Origin of the sequence: uncultured Pseudomonas sp. (assembly GCF_943846705.1) — a bacterium.
Taxonomy (GTDB): domain Bacteria; phylum Pseudomonadota; class Gammaproteobacteria; order Pseudomonadales; family Pseudomonadaceae; genus Aquipseudomonas.
This window is the reverse complement of the sequence record NZ_OX044366.1, coordinates 1,245,163-1,258,630: the sequence shown is the minus strand read 5'-3', so window position 1 is coordinate 1,258,630 and position 13,468 is coordinate 1,245,163. Positions and strand designations below refer to the sequence as shown.

General features: G+C 57.9%; 15 protein-coding genes. All 15 read right to left on the bottom strand.

The features are described 5' to 3' along the window. Window positions 1-7: 7 nt before the first annotated feature. The 15 genes from Q0V31_RS06050 to Q0V31_RS05980 all read right to left on the bottom strand — a co-directional run bounded on the left by Q0V31_RS06050 (window position 8) and on the right by Q0V31_RS05980 (window position 13,461). A complete protein-coding gene (locus tag Q0V31_RS06050; RefSeq protein ID WP_298185635.1) occupies window positions 8-769 on the bottom strand; it encodes a YoaK family protein in 762 nt (253 codons plus the stop codon). Between the two features lie 9 nt (window positions 770-778). Next, complete coding sequence (locus Q0V31_RS06045; protein ID WP_298185632.1) at window positions 779-1,009, bottom strand: hypothetical protein; 231 nt, start codon at window positions 1,007-1,009, stop codon at window positions 779-781. A 22-nt stretch (window positions 1,010-1,031) separates the two neighbouring features. Next, complete coding sequence (gene glmS / locus Q0V31_RS06040) at window positions 1,032-2,882, bottom strand: glutamine--fructose-6-phosphate transaminase (isomerizing) (RefSeq protein ID WP_298185630.1); 1,851 nt, start codon at window positions 2,880-2,882, stop codon at window positions 1,032-1,034. Between the two features lie 14 nt (window positions 2,883-2,896). Next, a complete protein-coding gene (locus Q0V31_RS06035; protein ID WP_298185627.1) occupies window positions 2,897-3,664 on the bottom strand; it encodes a DeoR family transcriptional regulator in 768 nt (255 codons plus the stop codon). A 128-nt stretch (window positions 3,665-3,792) separates the two neighbouring features. Next, complete coding sequence (gene glmU / locus Q0V31_RS06030) at window positions 3,793-5,157, bottom strand: bifunctional UDP-N-acetylglucosamine diphosphorylase/glucosamine-1-phosphate N-acetyltransferase GlmU (RefSeq protein ID WP_298185624.1); 1,365 nt, start codon at window positions 5,155-5,157, stop codon at window positions 3,793-3,795. Between the two features lie 136 nt (window positions 5,158-5,293). Then, window positions 5,294-5,719 (bottom strand): F0F1 ATP synthase subunit epsilon, encoded by a 426-nt coding sequence (locus Q0V31_RS06025; protein ID WP_298185622.1) that lies wholly within the window; start codon window positions 5,717-5,719, stop codon window positions 5,294-5,296. An 83-nt stretch (window positions 5,720-5,802) separates the two neighbouring features. Then, complete coding sequence (atpD, locus tag Q0V31_RS06020; RefSeq protein ID WP_090240978.1) at window positions 5,803-7,179, bottom strand: F0F1 ATP synthase subunit beta; 1,377 nt, start codon at window positions 7,177-7,179, stop codon at window positions 5,803-5,805. 30 nt (window positions 7,180-7,209) lie between these two features. Continuing rightward, complete coding sequence (atpG, locus tag Q0V31_RS06015; RefSeq protein ID WP_298185617.1) at window positions 7,210-8,070, bottom strand: F0F1 ATP synthase subunit gamma; 861 nt, start codon at window positions 8,068-8,070, stop codon at window positions 7,210-7,212. Between the two features lie 50 nt (window positions 8,071-8,120). Then, the gene (gene atpA / locus Q0V31_RS06010; RefSeq protein WP_298185615.1) at window positions 8,121-9,665 is read right to left on the bottom strand and encodes a F0F1 ATP synthase subunit alpha; all 1,545 of its coding nucleotides are present in this window, start codon (window positions 9,663-9,665) and stop codon (window positions 8,121-8,123) included. Window positions 9,666-9,686: 21 nt separating this feature from the next. Beyond that, window positions 9,687-10,223, bottom strand: coding sequence for a F0F1 ATP synthase subunit delta (locus tag Q0V31_RS06005; protein ID WP_298185613.1), 537 nt, complete (start codon window positions 10,221-10,223; stop codon window positions 9,687-9,689). 14 nt (window positions 10,224-10,237) lie between these two features. Beyond that, entirely contained in the window at window positions 10,238-10,708 is a 471-nt protein-coding gene (locus tag Q0V31_RS06000; protein WP_298185611.1) for a F0F1 ATP synthase subunit B, read from the bottom strand. A gap of 56 nt (window positions 10,709-10,764) precedes the next feature. Next, window positions 10,765-11,022, bottom strand: coding sequence for a F0F1 ATP synthase subunit C (gene atpE, locus Q0V31_RS05995; protein ID WP_002555987.1), 258 nt, complete (start codon window positions 11,020-11,022; stop codon window positions 10,765-10,767). A 115-nt stretch (window positions 11,023-11,137) separates the two neighbouring features. Next, window positions 11,138-12,007 (bottom strand): F0F1 ATP synthase subunit A, encoded by an 870-nt coding sequence (gene atpB, locus Q0V31_RS05990; RefSeq protein ID WP_298185609.1) that lies wholly within the window; start codon window positions 12,005-12,007, stop codon window positions 11,138-11,140. Window positions 12,008-12,023: 16 nt separating this feature from the next. Then, the gene (locus Q0V31_RS05985; RefSeq protein ID WP_298185607.1) at window positions 12,024-12,431 is read right to left on the bottom strand and encodes a F0F1 ATP synthase subunit I; all 408 of its coding nucleotides are present in this window, start codon (window positions 12,429-12,431) and stop codon (window positions 12,024-12,026) included. A 157-nt stretch (window positions 12,432-12,588) separates the two neighbouring features. After that, window positions 12,589-13,461 carry a ParB/RepB/Spo0J family partition protein gene (locus Q0V31_RS05980; RefSeq protein ID WP_298185604.1) on the bottom strand — a complete coding sequence of 291 codons (873 nt, stop codon included), beginning with the start codon at window positions 13,459-13,461 and terminating at the stop codon, window positions 12,589-12,591. Window positions 13,462-13,468 lie beyond the last annotated feature (7 nt).

The window sequence follows — 13,468 nt, the reverse complement described above, 5'->3', positions numbered from 1 at the left end:
GGCTATTTCAGCGGCGCAACAGACGCCGCACGAGCAACAACAGATCATCCAGCGCCGGTACGCTGGCCAGCAGCACCAGAAACAACGCCAAGGGCACAGTGGCGGTGTAGCCCAGGTAGTTGAAGCCCAATGCACCCACAACCCCGCCAAGGAAAAAGTTCAGGGCCAACAGGCTGAGTACCCACAAGCGCTGACGGTCCGCCACAACCCGGCCGACCTCTGGCCCGTGGTGGCGATTCCAATACAGCAGCTTGCCCAACTCGATACCGATATCGGTGATGACCCCGGTGATATGTGTGGTGCGAATTTCGGCGTTGGAGAGCTTGGTGATCAGCGCATTCTGCAAGCCCATGATGAAGCACAGCAGCATCACCGTCAGCGGCACGAACAGGCCAGTAATTTGCGCCAACGCCGCGCCAAGAAAGCCAAAGCACAACAGCAACAGGGCTTCGAGCAACAACGGCAAGGCATATTCGCTGTGCAGCCGCCGACGCCGCGAGTAGTTGATCATCAGCGTCGAACAAGCAGCGCCAAGCAGAAACGACAGCACCGCACCAAGACCACCCCAGAGCAGATCATGCGCGCCCAGAGCGATACTGTCGGCCATGGCCGAGACGATGCCGGTCATATGCGAGGTGTATTGCTGCACGGCGAGAAAGCCGCCGGCATTGATCGCGCCGGCGACAAACGCCAGCGCGACACCTAGGTGTCGATTGGCCGCAACACTGCGTTCACGGCCAATCAGACGTCGCGCATAACCAATGGGCATGCATGATCCTCAAAGATGGATCTCTACGCCTTTGATACCGAGCAGCCGCAGTTCCTCGACCAGGCCATTGAGGTCGGCGAAAGACTCCACCTGCTCCTGCTGATCGACCAGAAAAAAGCTGGTGCCGGCGTCTTTCTTCAACAGCACAATCCATTCACTGGTGTTGGCCGGGTTGCTGATCACGTGGGTATCGAACATCACCCCAGCAGCGTGCTTGGCCCTTATGTCTTCGCGCTTCACAAGTTCGCTCTCCTGAATAGCGTTACTCGACCGTTACGCTCTTGGCCAGGTTGCGTGGCTGGTCAACGTCGGTGCCTTTGAGCACAGCCACGTAGTAGGACAGCAGCTGCAGCGGAATGGTGTAGAGAATCGGCGCCAGAGCATCGTGAATGTGCGGCATGTTCACCACGTGGGTGCCCTCGGCATTGCGCATGCCGGCTTGCTCGTCGGCAAATACCAACAGCTCGCCGCCACGGGCGCGTACTTCCTGCAGGTTGGATTTGAGTTTTTCCAGCAGCTCGTTGTTTGGCGCGACGGTGACCACCGGCATATCGCTATCAACCAACGCCAACGGGCCGTGCTTGAGCTCGCCAGCCGGGTAGGCTTCGGCGTGGATATAGGAGATTTCCTTGAGTTTGAGTGCGCCTTCCATCGCCACCGGATACTGCGCGCCACGACCGAGGAACAGGCTGTGGTGCTTCTCGGCGAACAGTTCGGAAACCTTCTCCACCACGCTGTCCATGGCCAGGGCTTCACCCAGGCGGGTCGGCAGGCGGCGCAGTTCTTCCACCAACTCGGCTTCCAGGGCTTTATCCAGGGTGCCACGCACCTGGCCAAGCGACAGGGTCAGCAGCATCAGTGCAACCAGCTGGGTGGTGAAGGCTTTGGTTGAGGCTACACCGATTTCCGGGCCGGCCTGGGTCAGTAGGGTCAGGTCGGATTCGCGCACCAATGAGCTGATACCAACGTTACAGATCGCCAGGCTGGCCAGATAACCGCCCTGGCCCGGAGCATGTTCTTTAGCATTGCGCAGCGCGGCCAGGGTGTCGGCGGTTTCGCCGGACTGGGAGATGCTGACAAACAGGGTATCTGGCTGCACCACCACCTTGCGGTAACGGAATTCGCTGGCCACTTCGACCTGGCAAGGAATCCCGGCCAGCTCTTCCAGCCAGTAACGGGCGACCATACCAGCGTGGTAGCTGGTGCCACAGGCGACGATTTGCACGTTACGCACCTTGGTGAACAGCTCGGCGGCTTGCGGGCCGAATGCCTGCACCAGTACGTGATCGGAACCCAGGCGGCCTTCCAGGGTGCGCTGCACCACCTTGGGCTGCTCATGGATTTCTTTGAGCATAAAGTGGCGGTATTCGCCCTTGTCGGCGGCTTCGGCACCTTCGTGGTATTGCACGCTTTCGCGCTGCACGGGCAGGCCAGCCAGATCCCAGATCTGCACGCTGTCACGACGAATCTCGGCGATATCGCCTTCTTCCAGGTACATAAAACGGTCGGTGACCTGGCGCAGGGCCAGTTGGTCGGAAGCAAGGAAGTTCTCACCCAGGCCCAGGCCAATCACCAGCGGGCTGCCGCTGCGGGCGGCGAGCAGACGGTCCGGCTGCTTGGCGCTGATTACCGCCAGGCCGTAGGCACCGTGCAGCTGCTTGACCGCTTCTTTCAGCGCAGCAGTCAGGTCCGGCTGGGTTTTCAGGGTGTGATCGAGCAGGTGCACGATCACTTCGGTGTCGGTGTCCGAGCTGAACACATAACCCAGGTCTTTGAGCTGGGCGCGCAGTTCTTCGTGATTCTCAATGATACCGTTGTGCACCACGGCCAGATCGTGACCGGAGAAATGCGGATGCGCGTTGCGCTCGCTCGGCGCGCCGTGGGTGGCCCAGCGGGTATGGGCGACGCCCAGGCGACCGACCAGCGGTTCCTGACTGAGAGCGCTTTCAAGCTCACTGACCTTGCCGACACGGCGACTGCGTTGCAGCACGCCCTGATCGTTGAGCAACGCCACACCGGCGCTGTCGTAACCGCGGTATTCCAGGCGCTTGAGGCCTTCAACCAGCACGGCGGTGATGTTGCGTTCGGCGACTGCGCCTACGATGCCACACATAAACTTCTCCTTACTTAAGCGTCTACCGCCGCACAGATCAGCTTGATCCCACGCGCAGTTATTTGTTCACGAGCGTCTTCGCTTAGTCGCTCGTCGGTTATCAGGGTGTGGATGCCGCCCCAAGGCAGCTCCAGGTTGGGAATCTTGCGGCCGATCTTGTCACTCTCGACCATCACCACCACTTCACGCGCCACCTCGGCCATCACCCGCGATAGGCCGAGCAGTTCGTTAAAGGTGGTGGTGCCACGGCTCAGGTCGATGCCATCAGCACCGATAAACAGCTGGTCAAAATCATAGGAGCGCAGCACTTGTTCGGCCACTTGGCCCTGGAATGATTCCGAATGCGGGTCCCAAGTGCCGCCGGTCATCAGCAGTATCGGCTCGTGTTCTAGCTCGCTGATGGCGCGGGCAACATTCAGCGAATTGGTCATCACCACCAGGCCGGGTTTGCGCCCGAGTTGCGGGATCATCGCCGCCGTGGTGGTGCCGCTGTCGATGATGATCCGTGCATGCTCGCGGATACGCGCCACACCAGCGCGGGCGATGGCCTGCTTGTATTGTGAAATCGGTTGGCTGTCGCTGATCAGCTCCTGCGGCATCGGCACCGCACCGCCGTAACGACGCAACAGCAGGCCATTTTTCTCCAGCGCGGCGAGGTCTTTGCGGATAGTTACTTCCGAGGTAGCGAAGGCTTTCGACAGAGCATCCACGCTCACTTCACCTTGCTCGGCGAGCAGGGCAAGAATGGTATGACGACGTTGTGGCGTGTTGCGTTTCGACATTTAAGTTTCGATTCGAAAGATAGCGATGCGAATCAAAACCTAACGAAGCTTTTGCGTCAAGAGGAAAACCGATGGAAGGCGCAGGATGGGTTACTCGCGAAGCGGCGTAACCCATCGCTTTTACAGCATCACTTCTTGATCTTTACCGGGCGCTTCCAACCTTCGATATTGCGCTGCTTGGCGCGGCCAACCGCCAGGGTGTTGGCCGGTACATCGGCGGTGATCACCGAACCGGCACCCGTGGTGGCGCGGTCGCCCAAAGTAACTGGTGCCACCAATGCGCTGTTGGAGCCAATAAACACGTCTTCACCGAGCACGGTCTTAAACTTGTTAGCACCATCGTAATTACAGGTGATGGTGCCGGCACCGATATTCGTGCGCGCGCCGATTTGCGCGTCGCCCAGGTAGCTGAGGTGGCCCGCTTTCGCCCCTTCACCTAAGGTGGCGTTCTTCAGCTCCACGAAGTTACCCACATGCGCGTTGACCCCCAACACTGTGCCGGGACGCAACCGCGCAAACGGGCCGCAATCAGCACCCTCGCCAACCTCGGCACCTTCCAAGTGGCTGTTGGCTTTGATGATCGCGCCGGTGCGCAGGGTGCTGTTTTTGATCACGCAATTCGGCCCGATCTGTACACCGTCTTCGATCACTACACGGCCTTCGAGTATCACGTTGATATCGATGGTGACATCGCGGCCCACGCTGACCTCGCCACGCAGGTCAAAGCGTGCCGGGTCGATCAGGGTGACGCCCTGCACCATCAAACGCCGCGCCGCGCGGTATTGGTAGTGACGCTCCAGCTGCGCCAGTTGGATGCGGTCATTGGCACCCAACACTTCCATCTCGTCGACGGCCTGTTCGGTGGCGACGAGCAAACCATCAGCCACCGCCATGGCAATCACGTCGGTCAGGTAGTACTCGCCCTGTGCGTTGCTGTTGGACAGACGGCCCAACCAGTCGCTCAGGCGCTTGCCGGGTACGGCGAGAATGCCGGTGTTGCCCTCGTTGATCAGGCGCTGCTCAGCGCTGGCATCTTTATGCTCGACGATGGCGTTAACCACGCCACTGTCATCGCGAACGATGCGGCCGTAACCAGTTGGGTCATTCAGGTTAACCGTCAACAAGCCAAGCTGTTGCTCTGAGACCAGCTGCAACAGGCGCTCAAGGGTGGCGGTTTCGATCAGCGGCACATCGCCGTAAAGAATCAACACTCGCTCGGCGGTCAATGCTGGCAATGCTTGGGCCACGGCGTGGCCAGTACCCAGCTGCTCGGTTTGCAGCACGAAATTCAGGTCATCCGCCGCCAGCTGTTCACGCACGCGTTCCGCGCCATGGCCAATCACCACGTGAATGCCCTGTGGTTTTAGCTGCCGCGCCGTATCAATCACATGACCGAGCATGGATTTGCCGGCAATCGGGTGCAGCACTTTCGGCAAGGCCGAGCGCATGCGGGTGCCTTGGCCGGCGGCGAGAATGACGATATCGAGCGACATAGGAGGTAGTCCTGGGCAAGCGTCGGTTGTTCCCTGTGGATAAGTCCACAACACAACCCACTAAAAGATGAAATGACAGGCAAGAAAAAGGGTAGCCAAGGCTACCCTTTTACTCGTTTGCGATGAAGCGGCAGAATTAACCGCCGAACTTCTTGCGCAACTGCTGAACGGTACGCAGCTGTGCTGCAACCTCGGCCAGGTGAGCGGCTGCGGAACCGTAATCGAACTCCGCGCCCTTCTCATTCAAGGCTTTCTCAGCGGCCTGGAGGGCCAACTGAGCAGCAGCTTCATCGATATCGGCAGCACGCTGCACAGTATCGGCGAGCACTTTGATCATGCTCGGCTGGACTTCCAGGAAGCCACCGGAGATGTAAAACACCTCGGCTTCGCCACCCAGCTTGACCAGACGAATCGGACCCGGCTTGAGGTCGGTGATCAGCGGCGCGTGGCCTGGAGCGATACCAATATCACCCAGGTTGCCGTGCGCAATCACCATCTCGACCAGACCGGAGAAGATCTCGCCTTCTGCGCTGACGATGTCGCAATGGACTGTCATAGCCATGTCTAACCTCACGTATCGGTCTGCTTACACACTACTACGTATACACACAGACCGTAAGCGCCCGTTACCGGGCGCACGGGTGATTACAGTTTCTTCGCTTTCTCAACAGCTTCTTCGATGCTGCCAACCATGTAGAACGCCTGCTCTGGCAAGTGATCGTAATCACCTTTCAGAATGCCGCTGAAGCCGGCAATGGTGTCCTTCAGGGAAACGTACTTACCTGGCGAACCGGTGAAGACTTCGGCCACGAAGAACGGCTGGGACAGGAAGCGCTGGATCTTACGAGCACGGGATACCAGCTGCTTGTCTGTTTCGGACAGTTCGTCCATACCCAGAATCGCGATGATGTCCTTCAGCTCTTTGTAACGCTGCAGTACGTACTGTACGCCGCGAGCTGTGTCGTAGTGCTCCTGGCCGATAACCATCGGGTCCAGCTGGCGCGACGTCGAGTCGAGTGGATCGACCGCTGGGTAGATACCCAGGGAGGCGATGTCACGGGACAGTACAACGGTGGCGTCCAAGTGGGCGAAGGTGGTCGCCGGGCTTGGGTCAGTCAGGTCGTCCGCAGGAACGTAAACGGCCTGGATCGAGGTGATCGAACCGGTCTTGGTCGAAGTAATACGCTCTTGCAGAACGCCCATTTCTTCGGCCAGGGTCGGCTGATAACCCACTGCGGAAGGCATACGGCCCAGCAGTGCGGATACTTCAGTACCGGCCAAGGTATAACGGTAGATGTTGTCCACGAAGAACAGTACATCACGGCCTTCGTCACGGAACTTCTCGGCCATGGTCAGGCCAGTCAGTGCTACGCGCAGACGGTTTCCCGGTGGCTCGTTCATCTGACCGTAAACCAGGGCTACCTTGTCGAGAACGTTGGAGTCCTTCATCTCGTGGTAGAAGTCGTTACCCTCACGAGTACGCTCACCCACACCGGCGAACACGGAATAACCGCTGTGCTCGATGGCGATGTTACGGATCAGTTCCATCATGTTTACGGTCTTGCCGACACCGGCACCACCGAACAGACCGACTTTACCGCCCTTGGCGAACGGGCAAACCAGGTCGATAACCTTGATGCCAGTTTCCAGCAGTTCGTTGGAGCCAGCTTGCTCAGCATAGGAAGGCGCGGCACGGTGAATGCCCCAACGCTCTTCTTCGCCAATCGGGCCAGCTTCGTCAATCGGGTTGCCCAGCACGTCCATGATCCGGCCCAGGGTTTTCACCCCAACCGGTACCTGGATACCTGCGCCAGTGCTAGCGACGTTCAGGCCACGCTTGAGGCCTTCGGTCGAACCCATCGCAATGGTACGTACCACGCCGTCGCCCAGCTGCTGCTGAACTTCAAGGGTGGTTTCGGCGCCGACTACTTTCAGCGCTTCATAAACACTCGGCACTTGATCACGCGGGAATTCCACGTCGATAACGGCGCCGATGATTTGAACGATACGTCCGCTACTCATCTTTGGTTCCTCTGAATATTTGAACCGTGCTTAAACCGCGGCAGCGCCGCCGACGATTTCCGAAATTTCCTGGGTGATCGCTGCCTGACGTGCCTTGTTGTAAACCAACTGCAGGTCTTTGATGATATCGCCAGCGTTGTCGGTGGCGTTCTTCATCGCGATCATCCGGGCCGCTTGTTCAGCCGCGTTGTTCTCAACCACTGCCTGGTACACCTGCGACTCCACGTAACGCACCATCAAGCCGTCCAGCAGCTCTTTGGCGTCGGGTTCGTACAGGTAATCCCAGTGGTGCTTGAGTTCTTTATCCGGATCGGCCACCAGCGGAATCAACTGCTCCACTGTCGGCTTTTGCGTCATGGTATTGATGAACTTGTTCGAGACCACGGACAAACGATCGATACGACCTTCGAGGTACGCATCGAGCATTACCTTGACGCTACCAATCAGATCATTGATCGATGGTTCTTCGCCCAGGTGGCTGATCGCAGCAACGATGTTGCCACCAAAGTTACGGAAGAATGCCGCACCTTTGCTGCCAACGACGCAGAGATCAATCTCAACGCCTTGCTCGCGATTGCTCGCCATGTCTTTAACCAGAGCCTTGAACAGGTTGGTGTTCAGACCACCACACAGACCACGGTCCGAGCTCACCACGACATAACCCACACGCTTAACTTCGCGGTCGATCATGAACGGATGACGGTATTCCGGGTTGGCGTTGGCCAGATGACCAATCACCTGACGGATACGCTCCGCGTAGGGACGGCTAGCAGCCATGCGCATTTGTGCTCTGCGCATTTTGCTGACCGCCACCTTTTCCATGGCGCTGGTGATCTTCTGCGTGCTTTTGATGCTCGCAATCTTGCTGCGAATCTCTTTTGCGCCTGCCATTTGACACCTATCGGGTTAGCAAGCGGGGACCTTGCGGTCCCCACTGCGGCTTACCAGGTTTGGGTGGCCTTGAACTTCTCGATACCGGCTTTCAGCTGGCCATCGATGTCGTCATTGAAGTCACCCTTCTCGTTGATCTTCGCCAGCAGTGCGGCGTGATCCCGGTTGAAGTAAGCAATCAGGGCCTGTTCGAATGCGCCAACTTTGGCAACTTCGATATCGACCAGGAAACCACGCTCAGCGGCATACAGCGATACGGACATGTCAGCAATCGACATTGGCGCATATTGCTTCTGCTTCATCAGCTCGGTAACGCGCTGACCATGCTCAAGCTGCTTACGGGTGGCTTCGTCTAGGTCAGAAGCAAACTGGGCGAAGGCCGCCAGTTCACGGTACTGAGCCAGAGCGGTACGGATACCACCGGAGAGCTTCTTGATGATCTTGGTCTGTGCAGCACCACCGACGCGGGATACCGAAATACCAGCGTTGACCGCTGGACGGATGCCCGAGTTGAACATGGCCGATTCCAGGAAGATCTGACCGTCGGTGATCGAAATCACGTTGGTCGGAACGAACGCGGAAACGTCGCCAGCCTGGGTTTCAATGATCGGCAGAGCGGTCAAGGAACCGGTCTTGCCAGTCACGGCGCCATTGGTGAACTTCTCAACATACTCTTCGGAAACGCGCGATGCGCGCTCCAGCAGACGGCTGTGGAGATAGAACACGTCGCCTGGGTAAGCTTCACGACCTGGCGGACGGCGCAGCAGCAGGGAAATCTGGCGGTAAGCCACTGCTTGCTTGGACAGATCGTCATAAACGATCAGCGCGTCTTCACCGCGGTCGCGGAAGTATTCGCCCATGGTGCAACCGGCGTACGGTGCGATGAACTGCAGTGCAGCGGATTCAGAAGCGGAAGCCGCGACCACGATGGTGTTAGCCAACGCGCCGTTTTCTTCCAGCTTGCGCACCACGTTAGCGATGGTCGATTGCTTCTGACCAATGGCTACGTAAACGCACTTAATGCCGCTGTTCTTCTGGTTGATGATGGCGTCGATGGCCAGAGCGGTTTTACCGATCTGACGGTCACCGATGATCAGCTCACGCTGGCCACGGCCAACCGGGATCATGGCATCGACCGACTTGTAACCGGTTTGCACCGGCTGGTCGACCGACTTACGCCAGATCACGCCCGGCGCAACCTTCTCAACAGCGTCGGTAGCGACGTTATTGAGTGGGCCTTTGCCGTCAATTGGGTTGCCCAGTGCGTCAACGACGCGACCCAGCAGTTCCGGACCAACCGGAACTTCGAGGATGCGACCGGTGCACTTGGCGCTCATGCCTTCGGCCAGGGTGGTATACGCACCCAGGACAACTGCACCCACGGAGTCTTGCTCCAGGTTCAGTGCCATACCGTAGACACCGCCCGGGAACTCGATCATTTCACCGTACATAACGTCGGCGAGACCGTGAATACGCACAATACCGTCAGATACGCTGACGACAGTGCCTTCGTTACGGGCTTGAGAGGCGACATCGAGATTCTCGATACGCCCCTTGATGATTTCACTTATTTCGGAAGGATTGAGTTGCTGCATAGCTCTGCTGCCCCTTCAAACTCAAGATTTCAATGCTTCGGCCAGCTTCGCGATTTTGCCGCGAACTGAGCCATCGATAACCAGGTCGCCGGCGCGGATTACGACACCACCGATAAGGGTGGCATCCTCCGCGGCGTGCAGACGCACTTCTCGGCCGAGCCGTGCACTGAGAACCTTGGCGAGTTTGTCTTGCTGTTCATCGCTCAATGCGAAGGCACTGGTAACGTCCACGTCGATCGACTTTTCCTGCTCGGCTTTGTAAAGCTCGAACAGTTCAACGATCTCTGGCAACAGGGCCAGGCGATCGTTTTCAGCGACGATGTGAATGAAATTGCGTACCTGGGCGTCGAACTTGTCACCACACACCTCAACAAAGGTGGTGGCCTTGTCTGTACTCGTCAAACGCGGTGCTTTGAGCACACGCTGCATGGTGTCGTCTTGCGACACCGCTGCAGCCAGGCCGAGCATGGCTGACCAAGAGGCCAGTTGCTGGTGGGCCTGGGCGTGCTCAAAGGCAGCCTTGGCGTAAGGTCGGGCCAGCGTGGTCAGTTCTGCCATGATCGCGCCCTCGCTTAAATTTCGGCTGCCAGTTTGGAAACCAGCTCCGCATGCGCGTTTTGGTCGATAGATGCGCCCAGGATCTTCTCGGCACCGCTAACGGCCAGGCTACCCAGTTGGGCACGCAGCGCGTCTTTGACACCGTTGATTTCCTGTTCGATCTCGGCCTGAGCCTGAGCCTTCACACGGTCAGCTTCGACACGAGCCTGTTCACGGGCTTCGTCGACAATCTGAGTACCGCGTTTCTTGGCTTGCTCAATGATCTCGGCTGCTTGGCCTTTGGCTTCGCGCAGTTGCTGACCCACTTTCTCTTGGGCCAACTCCAGGTCACGAGCCGCACGGCTAGCGGCGTCCAGGCCGTCTGCGATCTTCTTCTGACGTTCTTGCAAAGCCGTAATGACCGGAGGCCATACGAACTTCATGCAGAACAGCACGAAGATGAAGAAGGCAACGGACTGACCAATCAGGGTTGCATTAATGTTCACGCCAACACCTCGCTCGTTCGTTGTCCATCACAACTAATCACTCGAAAACCGAGTGATTAGCCAGCGAGTTGACCAACGAAGGGGTTCGCGAAGGTGAAGAACAGTGCGATACCAACACCGATCATGGTCACGGCGTCGAGCAGACCGGCGACGATGAACATTTTCACTTGCAGCATTGGAACCATTTCCGGCTGACGCGCAGCGCCTTCCAGGAACTTGCCGCCCAGCAGGCCGAAACCAATGGCGGTACCCAGGGCACCCAGGCCAATCAGCAGTGCTACAGCGATAGCGGTCAGACCAACTACAGTTTCCATCTTTCCTCCCGACTTTTTATGTCGTATTGGTTAAGGTTTTCTAAGGGTAAAGCGGTAAAACAAAACCGGTGCTTCTGTGCCCTTGCGGGCGTCCACCATGAGCGCCTAAGCGCCCTTAGTGGTTGTCTTCGTGCGCCATCGACAAGTAAACGATGGTCAGCATCATGAAGATGAACGCTTGCAGGGTAATGATCAGGATGTGGAACACCGCCCACGCCCACTGCAAGACAACGCCCAAGGCACTCAGCCAGAGCAGACCGCTGCCGAACATCACAGCGATCAGAATAAACACCAACTCACCGGCATACATGTTGCCGAACAGACGCAGCGCCAGGGAAATCGGCTTGGCGATCAGGGTGACGAATTCCAGCAGGAAGTTGACCGGGATCAGCAGCGCCTGCACAAACAGGTTCTTGCTACCGAACGGGTGCAGGGTCAGCTCACCGATGAAGCCGCCAATGCCCTTGACCTTGATGCTGTAGAAAATGATCAGTGCAAACACCGACAGGGCCATACCCAGGGTCGCGTTTGGATCGGTGGTGGAGACCGCACGGAACGGAATGTGCGAGTCGCCCGAGATCAGCACGGCCAGCATCGGAATCCAGTCAACTGGGATCAGGTCGATGGCGTTCATTAGGAACACCCAGACAAAAATCGTCAGCGCCAGCGGTGCAATCACCGGGCTGCGGCCATGGAAACTGTCTTTGACGCTGCCATCGACGAAGTCGACCAGCACTTCAACGAAGTTCTGCAGGGCGCCAGGTTGACCGGAAGTTGCCTTCTTCGCCGCCATACGGAACAGCAGGATGAAAAATAGGCCGAGGGCCACGGACCAGCCGAGGGTATCGACGTGGAAAGCCCAAAAGCCCATTTCTTTGGCTTCTTGCGCGGTGTGGGCAAAGCCCCAATCACCATTAGGCAGTTGCCCGTAAGTCAGGTTCTGCAGGTGGTGCTGGATATAGCCCGAAGCTGTTTGTTCTGCCATGTGTGCCTCAAACGCCTTAAGGTCTCGAAAGTCTTTTTTTCATCAGCAAAGGTGCGAACCAATTGACCAACTGGGTCAGGAAGAACACGCCAAATACCGCCAGCGGTTCCAGAGGCTTCACACCTGCAAAGGTCAGTGCAAACAGCACTGCCGTTAAAACCAGTTTGCCCGCCTCGCCGGCATAAAATGACCGGACGATGGCTTGAGCAGCCCGCGCTCCACTGAAACGGAACGCCTTGTGGGCGAAATACACATTCGGCAGCCATGCAATCAGGCCACCACATAACCCGGAGTAACCGGCTACCGCGCCATGCCACTGCCATAACACCAGGGCTAACAGCAGCAGCAGCAAAAGCTGCGTCAGCAAGACCGGAAAAACTGCTAAGCGATGGAAGGGCAGGCGATTTGGCGTGCGAACGTCCATCTGGTTTTCCTGTAATGCGAACTCGGTCGTCGGCGCTTTAAATCAATAACTTGGCATACTTTGTGCCGACGAAATGCGCGCAGAGTATAGGGGCGCTTCCCCACCCATTCAACCGTCGGGTAGTGATTTCCGACTACTCGCTACACGTGCAATTGTTTCAACGAATGTGAGCAAGCACTCCTTGCAGCTCATCCAGCGAGCTGTAGCTGATCACCAACTGACCTTTGCCTTTCTGCCCATGCTTGATCTGCACCGGCGAGCCCAGGCGCTCGGCCAGACGCTGTTCCAGGCGGATGATGTCCGGGTCAGCTTTGACCTCGGTCACTGGTTTGTCTTTGCTGTTCAGCCACTGCCGTACCAGTGCTTCGGTTTGGCGCACGGTGAGGCCACGTGCGACAACATGTCGCGCACCTTCAGTCTGCTGTTCAGCAGGCAAACCGAGCAAGGCACGGGCATGGCCCATTTCCAGATCACCATGCGACAGGAGGATTTTGATCTCTTCCGGCAACGCGATCAGGCGCAGCAGGTTGCTGATGGTCACGCGGGATTTGCCCACCGCATCGGCGACCTGCTGTTGAGTCAGCTGGAACTCCTGCTGCAAACGCTGCAACGCCATGGCTTCTTCGATGGGGTTGAGGTCTTCGCGCTGGATGTTCTCGATCAGCGCCATGGCAATGGCCGCTTCGTCCGGCAGCTCACGGACCATGGCTGGAATCTTGTCCTGGCCGGCTTGCTGACTGGCGCGCCAGCGCCGTTCGCCAGCGACGATTTCGAAACGTCCTCCGCCTATCGGGCGCACTACAATCGGCTGCATCACCCCATGGGATTTGATCGACTGTGCCAGTTCTTCCAGGGCCGTCGGATCCATGTCGCGACGTGGCTGGTATTTGCCGCGCTGAATCAAGTCCAGTGGCACGTATTGCAGCTCACGGCTGTCGACCTGCGCCGCTTCTTCCTGCAAAGCGCTGACGCTGGAACCGCCCAGCAGGGCATCCAGACCGCGTCCCAGTCCTCGTTTTTTCACAGCCATGGGTATT

Bases quoted from the DNA above. Each gene is read 5' to 3' on its own strand.
- Q0V31_RS06035 (WP_298185627.1), bottom strand. From the start codon at position 3,664: ATGTCGAAACGCAACACGCCACAACGTCGTCATACCATTCTTGCCCTG.
- atpE (WP_002555987.1), bottom strand. From the start codon at position 11,022: ATGGAAACTGTAGTTGGTCTGACCGCTATCGCTGTAGCACTGCTGATT.
- atpA (WP_298185615.1), bottom strand. From the start codon at position 9,665: ATGCAGCAACTCAATCCTTCCGAAATAAGTGAAATCATCAAGGGGCGT.
- atpB (WP_298185609.1), bottom strand. From the start codon at position 12,007: ATGGCAGAACAAACAGCTTCGGGCTATATCCAGCACCACCTGCAGAAC.
- Q0V31_RS06005 (WP_298185613.1), bottom strand. From the start codon at position 10,223: ATGGCAGAACTGACCACGCTGGCCCGACCTTACGCCAAGGCTGCCTTT.
- glmU (WP_298185624.1), bottom strand. From the start codon at position 5,157: ATGTCGCTCGATATCGTCATTCTCGCCGCCGGCCAAGGCACCCGCATG.
- atpD (WP_090240978.1), bottom strand. From the start codon at position 7,179: ATGAGTAGCGGACGTATCGTTCAAATCATCGGCGCCGTTATCGACGTG.
- Q0V31_RS06050 (WP_298185635.1), bottom strand. From the start codon at position 769: ATGCCCATTGGTTATGCGCGACGTCTGATTGGCCGTGAACGCAGTGTT.
- Q0V31_RS06025 (WP_298185622.1), bottom strand. From the start codon at position 5,719: ATGGCTATGACAGTCCATTGCGACATCGTCAGCGCAGAAGGCGAGATC.
- atpG (WP_298185617.1), bottom strand. From the start codon at position 8,070: ATGGCAGGCGCAAAAGAGATTCGCAGCAAGATTGCGAGCATCAAAAGC.
- glmS (WP_298185630.1), bottom strand. From the start codon at position 2,882: ATGTGTGGCATCGTAGGCGCAGTCGCCGAACGCAACATCACCGCCGTG.
- Q0V31_RS05980 (WP_298185604.1), bottom strand. From the start codon at position 13,461: ATGGCTGTGAAAAAACGAGGACTGGGACGCGGTCTGGATGCCCTGCTG.
- Q0V31_RS05985 (WP_298185607.1), bottom strand. From the start codon at position 12,431: ATGGACGTTCGCACGCCAAATCGCCTGCCCTTCCATCGCTTAGCAGTT.